Origin of the sequence: Paenibacillus sp. DMB5 (assembly GCF_001517085.1) — a bacterium.
Lineage (GTDB): Bacteria > Bacillota > Bacilli > Paenibacillales > Paenibacillaceae > Paenibacillus_AQ.
Map to the genome: position 1 here is coordinate 46,701 of NZ_LRAC01000148.1, position 7,132 is coordinate 53,832.

At 55.4% G+C, this 7,132-nt stretch carries 3 protein-coding genes; 2 read left to right on the top strand and 1 reads right to left on the bottom strand.

Annotated features, from left to right (window positions below; all coding sequences use genetic code 11):
- Nucleotides 1–35: 35 nt before the first annotated feature.
- Nucleotides 36–509, top strand: a complete 474-nt coding sequence (locus AWJ19_RS26545) for a SprT family protein (RefSeq protein WP_082708135.1) — start codon at nucleotides 36–38, stop codon at nucleotides 507–509.
- Nucleotides 510–513: 4 nt separating this feature from the next.
- On the opposite strand, the gene AWJ19_RS26550 is transcribed toward AWJ19_RS26545, so the two are convergent.
- Nucleotides 514–1,179 carry a pentapeptide repeat-containing protein gene (locus AWJ19_RS26550; protein WP_068728241.1) on the bottom strand — a complete coding sequence of 222 codons (666 nt, stop codon included), beginning with the start codon at nucleotides 1,177–1,179 and terminating at the stop codon, nucleotides 514–516.
- Between the two features lie 336 nt (nucleotides 1,180–1,515).
- Between AWJ19_RS26550 and AWJ19_RS26555 the strand changes: the two genes are divergently transcribed.
- Nucleotides 1,516–7,113, top strand: coding sequence for a glycosyl hydrolase family 28-related protein (locus AWJ19_RS26555; protein ID WP_068728242.1), 5,598 nt, complete (start codon nucleotides 1,516–1,518; stop codon nucleotides 7,111–7,113).
- Nucleotides 7,114–7,132: the final 19 nt, after the last annotated feature.

Consider the following 7,132-nt stretch of genomic DNA (forward strand, 5'->3'; position numbering starts at 1 on the left):
AGGGGGCGGACGCTATGACCGGTACCAGCATCAGTATGAGCAACGAGGAGCTGCAGCAGTGGATCGAGCGGGTATCGCTCAGCAGCTTCGGCGTGCCGTTCCGGCACAAGGCCAGCTTTAACAGCAGACTGACGACGACGGGCGGACGGTATTTTACCAAAAGTCATAATATAGAGATTAATCCGCAGCAGCTTGCCATCCATGGACATGAGGAGACGGAAAAAATCATCAAGCATGAGCTCTGCCACTATCACCTGCACCTGGCGAAGCGGGGATATATGCACCGGGATGCCGATTTTAAAAGTCTGCTGGCCAAAGTCGGCGGCAGCCGCTATTGTCAGACCCTCCCCGGAGCCAAGGCGCGTAAGCCGCAGCCTTACCGGTACAAGCTGGTGTGCACGGACTGTGCCATAGAATATCCGCGCAAACGGCGGGCCGATCCGGCACGCTACCGCTGCGGCAAATGTGCCGGCAAGCTGAAGCTGATGACGCTGGAAGCCGGCAAATAATCCGTTATTTAATGACAAGGCCCAGCAGCCCGGCAAAAGAAGCCGCCTGATCCGCAGAAATAATGCAGCCCGGCAGGTCCTCAAGGTCCACCAGCAGTCCGGTGAATTCGCAGCTGCTCAGATCGGTATCCTTCAGCCTGACTCCGGCCATGACGGCCTGGTCGATTTTGCAGTCCTCAAACGCTACTTTCTGAAAGTCGGCCTGATAATAATCAGCGCTGTTCAGTGAGCACTGCCCGAAGGCGGTAAGCTTGAGCTTGCCGAACCGGAAGCTGGCAAAATCGCAGAGTGAATCCATCACAGAGACATTCTGGAAGCGGGCGCGGGTAAAGTCGGTTCCGATCATTTTACAATGTCTGAACTCAGTCCGGTGGACGAAGGCTTCACTGAAATTTACATTAGAGAGGTCGCAGTTCTCAAAGATCACATCCGTTAGCTCAATGGCGCGGAGTGAGGATTCGCTGATGGTAACATTTTTGAATAATACCTTGTCAAAAGAGACCTTCTCGGCTTCCTGATACTCCAGTTGAATATCGCTGATCTGGCAGCGGCTGTATTCCTCTTTGGTCTGCAGTGCATCTATAGGCTGCAGCGGCAGAAGAGCGGGGTCAGGGATTTTTGGGGGTTCGATTTTATCGATTTTTTCAACTTTATCCGTCTTGTTCTTCATGAATGCCTCCAGGTAACAAACGTATATAAATGAAGATTACCTTCATCTGGTAATTATTATGCGGTAAACTCTCTCCTGAATGCAAACAAACATTCTGTGCTGGAGGAAAAAAGTTCCTTCTATAATATAGGGCAGTCCGGATGAGCTTAACATTGCTTTTCCGGGGCTGCTGTTTTTTTGTACTCTAATATAAGACTATGACGATAGAGCATACTGTCCGGCCAGACAGATATCCGTAAAAATACACCTGTGCCGAGTACAATCACACCTCGTTTTGCAAACGCTATCAACCTAAGATGAAAGGGAAGTCCATTTTGGCTTAGAGGGGGCGCATTTATGAAACGGTTCAGGTCACTGGTGGCGGGGCTGCTGGTGCTGCTGCTTATGCTTCCGGATCTGTCTGCTTTTGGCGCGGGAGGAAGTCCGGCGGAGGCTGCAGGTGCCGGGGGAACTGGGGCAGGGCAAATTCCGGCAGGCACAGTCCTGATCAAGAACAAGTGGAAAAGCAATTATCTCTACGAGACCAGCGGGGGGATCGTCCGTTACGGAATGACGAATCCGGCAGATACCTCTGCGCATTGGAATGTGGAAACCACGGAGGGTGTATCACGGATCAAAAATGTCAAAACAGGCCACTACATCACACTCGCCGGTAATGCCGGCAAAGAGGATTCCTTGAAAGCAGCGGCTAGTGCGGGTGGAGGGAGCGCATCCGAACAGTGGCTGATTGATCTTTCGAACAGAAGCGGTTATATGGTCATCCGCAGTGCTACTGCGCCCGAGGGCAAGTTGGTCATCCATCAGGAAAATCAGCTCGGCTATGCCCAGGTCAGCTCGGATATTAATGTGACCTTTGAGAGCCCGCAGTGGGCTTTTATTGATCTGAGCGCAGCGCCGGCGGTGCGGCTGGAGAGCCGGATGCGCCCCGGGCAGGTTATGTATGAAGAGGACGGAAAAGTCCTTTATGGCAAAGCAGCGCTGGGCAATGAGGCCGCGCAGTGGTTTCTGGAGCCGGGAGAGAATGCCGGAACCTTGACCATCCGCAACCGTGCGACAGGGCATTACATCAAGCAGAACACGGAGCACTGGTTTGGTGTTTTTGCTGATGCTATTGATCCGGCGCATAAAGGATTAAGTGAATGGATTCAGGAGGCCGCTCCCGGTGAAGACGGGGCAGGCTATATCACACTTCGCAACCACGGGCTGACCGACGGGGGCAAAGAGCTGTGGCTGAATCCCCAATACGGAGACGACAACAATGTGCGCTCCAACAACTGGCCGGGCTGGGCAGGCAATCACAGTGCGCAGTGGAGTATCGTACCGGTTACCGGGCTGCAGCCTGTGCGGATAGCCGCCTATACCGATGCGCAGACGGCGGCGGATTATATCTATGAGGCTTCCGGCGGCATGTTAGCTCATGGGGCAATTACGCCGGATGCGGCAAATGAGAACAGCTATTTATGGTATGCCGAGGATTATGACGGCCATAAACGGATACGTAATGCGGCGAGCGGCCATTATCTCTCATACACAGGGGATACGGTAAAAGCGCTCACACTCAGCGGAAGTATGCTTTCCGACCGGTGGGTGTTCAATGAATCGGATGATTACGATGATTATCAGACGATTGAAAATGTGCAGAGTCCGGGCGTCTATCTGGCGATGCTGGCAGGCGGCGGGGCTGGAGCCGGTACGGATGCTAGTTCACTTGCGGCGCAGTGGCAGCTGCTGGACCCAGGCACTCCGACAGATAACGCCGAGCATTATTACCGGATTCAGAACGGCTGGCAGTCTTTTTACTGGTACGAGAGCAAGGAAGGGCTGCTGAAATACGGCAATATGCAGGAGGACGGCTCTGACCAGTGGCTGGTGGAAAAGTATAACGGCCGCAAGCTGTTCAAGAACCGTAAGACCGGCCACTACATCAATATAGCGCAGATGCCGGACGGACATATCCAGGTGAGCCCGCTGGCGGACAAAGCGAATGTGGATCAGGCCTATATCTGGACCGGAAAAAATACTGGTGACAGCACCTACGTTATTTCCAGTGTGCTCGATAAGGAGCCGGGAAAACGGCCGGAGAAATATATTTCCCTGCAAAACCTGACCAAATATGCCGAGTACGGTGTCATTAATCCGGATTGGGGCAGCCCGAAATGGAGATTCGTCGCGGTGACGGAGAAGAAGCAGGATCTGTTCCGCTTCAAACTTAACAGTGTGAACGGGGAAGGGCAGTATTTGCAGGACGGTCCTGTTCCGGCTGTGCAGGAGAATGAGCGGAAGGTGACAGAACGCGGCGCTACGGTTACGGAGGACGTGTATGCCCGGCAGACAACGAAGCCGGGAAATGATGAGGAGCAGGCAGATTTGCACTCCGTAGCGGACGTTGCTGCCGCTGCTGATGTTGACATGACGGTCGGCCAGGCGACATACGGTACGCTTGACCTGGAGGATGACAGCTTTGTGTGGCAGCTGCAGGAAATCCCGGGCGCGGGCGGGGCGGTTAAGATTAAGAACAGGGGCACAGGCAGATATCTCTCGCTGCAGAATTTCGGAGAGGCTATCGAGCAGGAGAGCCCTGAGCTGGCTGTACCTACAGAGCAGACGGTCTATGATGTCTGGGCCAGCATCCGGTGGGTGGTAGATATGCAGCCAACGGGCGTTTCTACTATTAAAAGCGCCTGGGCGGGCCATTATCTGTACGGTACATCCGGTACGGACGGCGAGCCGGTCATCAGGATCAGCAAGGCTGCCGGAGCCGCCGGTATGGACAGTGCACAGTTCACCGCCGAAGCGGTAACAGAAGCTCCGCCGGCTGTTCCGGCTGATCCGGTAAGATTCAAGAATGCACAGACCGGCGACTACCTCTATGAGAATGAGCATGGTGTAGTGCTGTACGGACAGCCCGCGGCGGATAACGGTTACTCGCACTGGATCATTTCGGACGGAGCGGGCGGTCAGTTCATTGTGAACCGGGCCACCGGTCATTATCTGACGCTGAATGAGGATTATTCGTTCCTGGAAAGCAGCGCTGAGCCGGATACGCACGGTGCCTCTTCCTGGAAAGTCAGTCTGGCTGCAGATTACCGGAATTACCTGATCCGCAGTCTATATGGGGATTATGATGATGAACTGATTAATCTGAGCAATAAAACCGGCTATGCTGAGCGTGCCCTGCTGCTGGACAGCGAAGCATCTGCGCAGTGGGCGCTGGAAGCAGCACCGGCCGAATTTAACAGTCCGGCCGGTGAGGCGCGGAACAGCGATACCTCCACACCAGTGCAAAATGATACCAACATTGTGAGGATCGTACCGCAATCACGTGCAGGGAAAGTCCTTGCAGAGGAGGATGGCCAGCCGGTTTATGCAGACAGTAAGGACTTGACTGCTAAGGCAGAGTGGCTGGTGCAGGATGTTAACGGCCGCAAAAGGATTAAAAATATGCAGACAGGACATTATCTCTCACTTGATGCAAAAGGTGCTGCCCAGCTGGCTTCCGGCGGCGGGGAGGCCTCGCAGTGGTATATGGAAGAGAAGCTTGGCCGTACTCTGATCAGCAGCGCAGACAAGGGCGCTGTGTTCGCAGTGGACGGCAACGAGCAGTGGAGCTTCGTGCCGGTGGCCAAGGATATTGTGTATCCCGGCAAGGATGCCTTTCATGGCAGCGGACTGCTTCGTTTTGCTGTAAATGCAGAGCAGGCTGGAGAGTATAGTGCGGTACTCCGCTATAAGTATGCAGCTTCTGCAGATGCAGCCCTGGATGTAACGGTGAACGGGCTTCCGCAGGGTGCGGCCAAGTTGCCGGTTGCCAGTGACTGGCACACGGTAAGTGTAAAGCTTGCGCTGAGGGCTGGTATTAACACCGTTACGATCAGCAGCGGAGGTGAAGACTGGAGCAAGGTATACGTTGACAGTCTCACAGTCAGGGACAGTGTAGCCAAAGCCTACCGCGGGGCTACAGTTCCTTATATCAGCTATGAGGCAGAGGATGCCGTTACGAACGGCGGGCTTATTGGCCCGTCCCGCAAATACCGCAGCGTAGCCTCAGAAGCTTCCGGGCGGCAGGCGGTAGTTCTTAAGAATACCGGAGATTACATCGAGTTCACCCTGGCTGAACCTGCAAATTCCATCGTGCTCCGTTATTCCATCCCGGACAGTCCGGACGGGGCAGGTGCACAGGAGACGCTGACGCTGGTGGTGAACGGCAAACGGCAGGAGCTGAGCCTGACCTCCAAATATGCCTGGGAATACGGCAGCTATCCATGGTCAAATGATCCCCGTCAGGGCAGCGGGCACCGCTTCTTTGACGAGATTCACGCCCTGATCGGCGATGCTCCGGCAGGCGCTGTAATCCGTCTGGAGAAAAGTGCGCAGGATCAGGCAGCCTCTTATGTTATTGATCTGGCAGAGCTGGAGCAGGTTGCCCCTGCACTGGAGATGCCCGAAGGCTATCTGTCTGTGACCGATTACGGCGCAGTCCCTGATGATGAGGGCGATGATACAGCCGGCTTTAAGGCTGCACTGGCTGCGGCAGAAGCAGCCGGAAGCGGCGTCTGGTTCCCGGCAGGCAGCTTCAATGTGGGCGACGGACTGCTTGATCTGGACAATGCAGACATCCGAGGGGCAGGGATATGGTACACAACGCTGAACGGGGCCAAGTTCTACGGTCACGGAGGCGAGGTCCGCGTCCATGATCTCCTGATTGACGGCGGGATTAATGTGCGTGACGATGAGGCAGTTACGAACGCTTTTCACGGGGCATTCGGGCAGGGCTCGCTCATCCAGAATGTCTGGATCGAGCATACGAAGGCCGGATTATGGCTGACCCAGCCGGGAGGCGAGAAAGCCCGGACAGACGGCCTGCATATGGTCGGCCTGCGTATCCGCAACCTGATGGCGGACGGCATTAACTTTGCCGTGGGCACAGGCAACAGCATGATGGAGCAGAGCGACATCCGTTATCCGGGAGATGACGGGATTGCCATGTGGTCTTTTACCGATGACAAACTGAGTGACGTTAACGGCAGCGAGCGGACGCCAAGCTTCAATAATACAGCCCGCTTCAATACCGTTGCACTGCCTTGGCTGGCGGATAATATCGTTGTCTTTGGCGGCCGGGACAACATAATCCAGGATAATATCGTTAAAGACACCGTAACGAACGGTGCGGGTATTGCTGTATCGACCCGTTTCTCGGCTGAACCGTTCCAGGGAACTACAGTGGTGGAGCGCAATACGCTGCTGCGCACCGGCAGCTATGATTCCGGTTATGGCGTCAACTTAGGGGCGATCTGGCTGTATGCAGGAGAAAGCAATCTGAATGCCGATGTGCAGATCCGCAGCAATACTATACTGGACAGTACCTACTCGGGACTGGTCGTGCACGGCAATATGAAGCTGGATGGAGTTGTGCTCACGGACAACGTGATTGACGGGGCAGGCACAAACGGTGTGGAAGTGACGCCTGACCTAACCGGCAGCCTGCTGATTGATAATCTGATTATCCGCGGGGAGCGGATGAACCTGCTGGCAAATCCTGCAGCCGGGTTCACTGTCCGCGAGAAGAATCAGGGTATCGCAACTGCCGTTAAGCCGTTCACAGTGAAGCTGGCTAACGGGCAGACGGGGCCGTTTACTCTGAAGCAGGGCACAGCTGCCGGGCTGCAGGTGCTTGATCAGACTGGCGCAGACATTACTGAGCAGGCTGAATGGAGCTTCGCGGAAGCTGGTATAGCCGGCTTTAAGGACGGCAGGCTGCAGGCTGTTGCAGCAGGGAATACCCTGCTGACTGTGAGCGTGAACGGCAGATCACGGGTGTATGACCTGGCAGTGCTGAGGCCGGACGATACGGAGTCCGGCAGCCCCGGCGGCACCGGAGGCTCCGGCGGCAGCGCAGGAACTGGCGCTGCTGCGGCGGACGTGACGCCCGCCTGAGCGCTGCCGCTGCCGCAGG

What these genes read in the sequence shown, in the direction of transcription:
- AWJ19_RS26550 (WP_068728241.1), bottom strand. Translation starts at nt 1,179, where the DNA reads ATGAAGAACAAGACGGATAAAGTTGAAAAAATCGATAAAATCGAACCC.
- AWJ19_RS26555 (WP_068728242.1), top strand. Translation starts at nt 1,516, where the DNA reads ATGAAACGGTTCAGGTCACTGGTGGCGGGGCTGCTGGTGCTGCTGCTT.
- AWJ19_RS26545 (WP_082708135.1), top strand. Translation starts at nt 36, where the DNA reads ATGAGCAACGAGGAGCTGCAGCAGTGGATCGAGCGGGTATCGCTCAGC.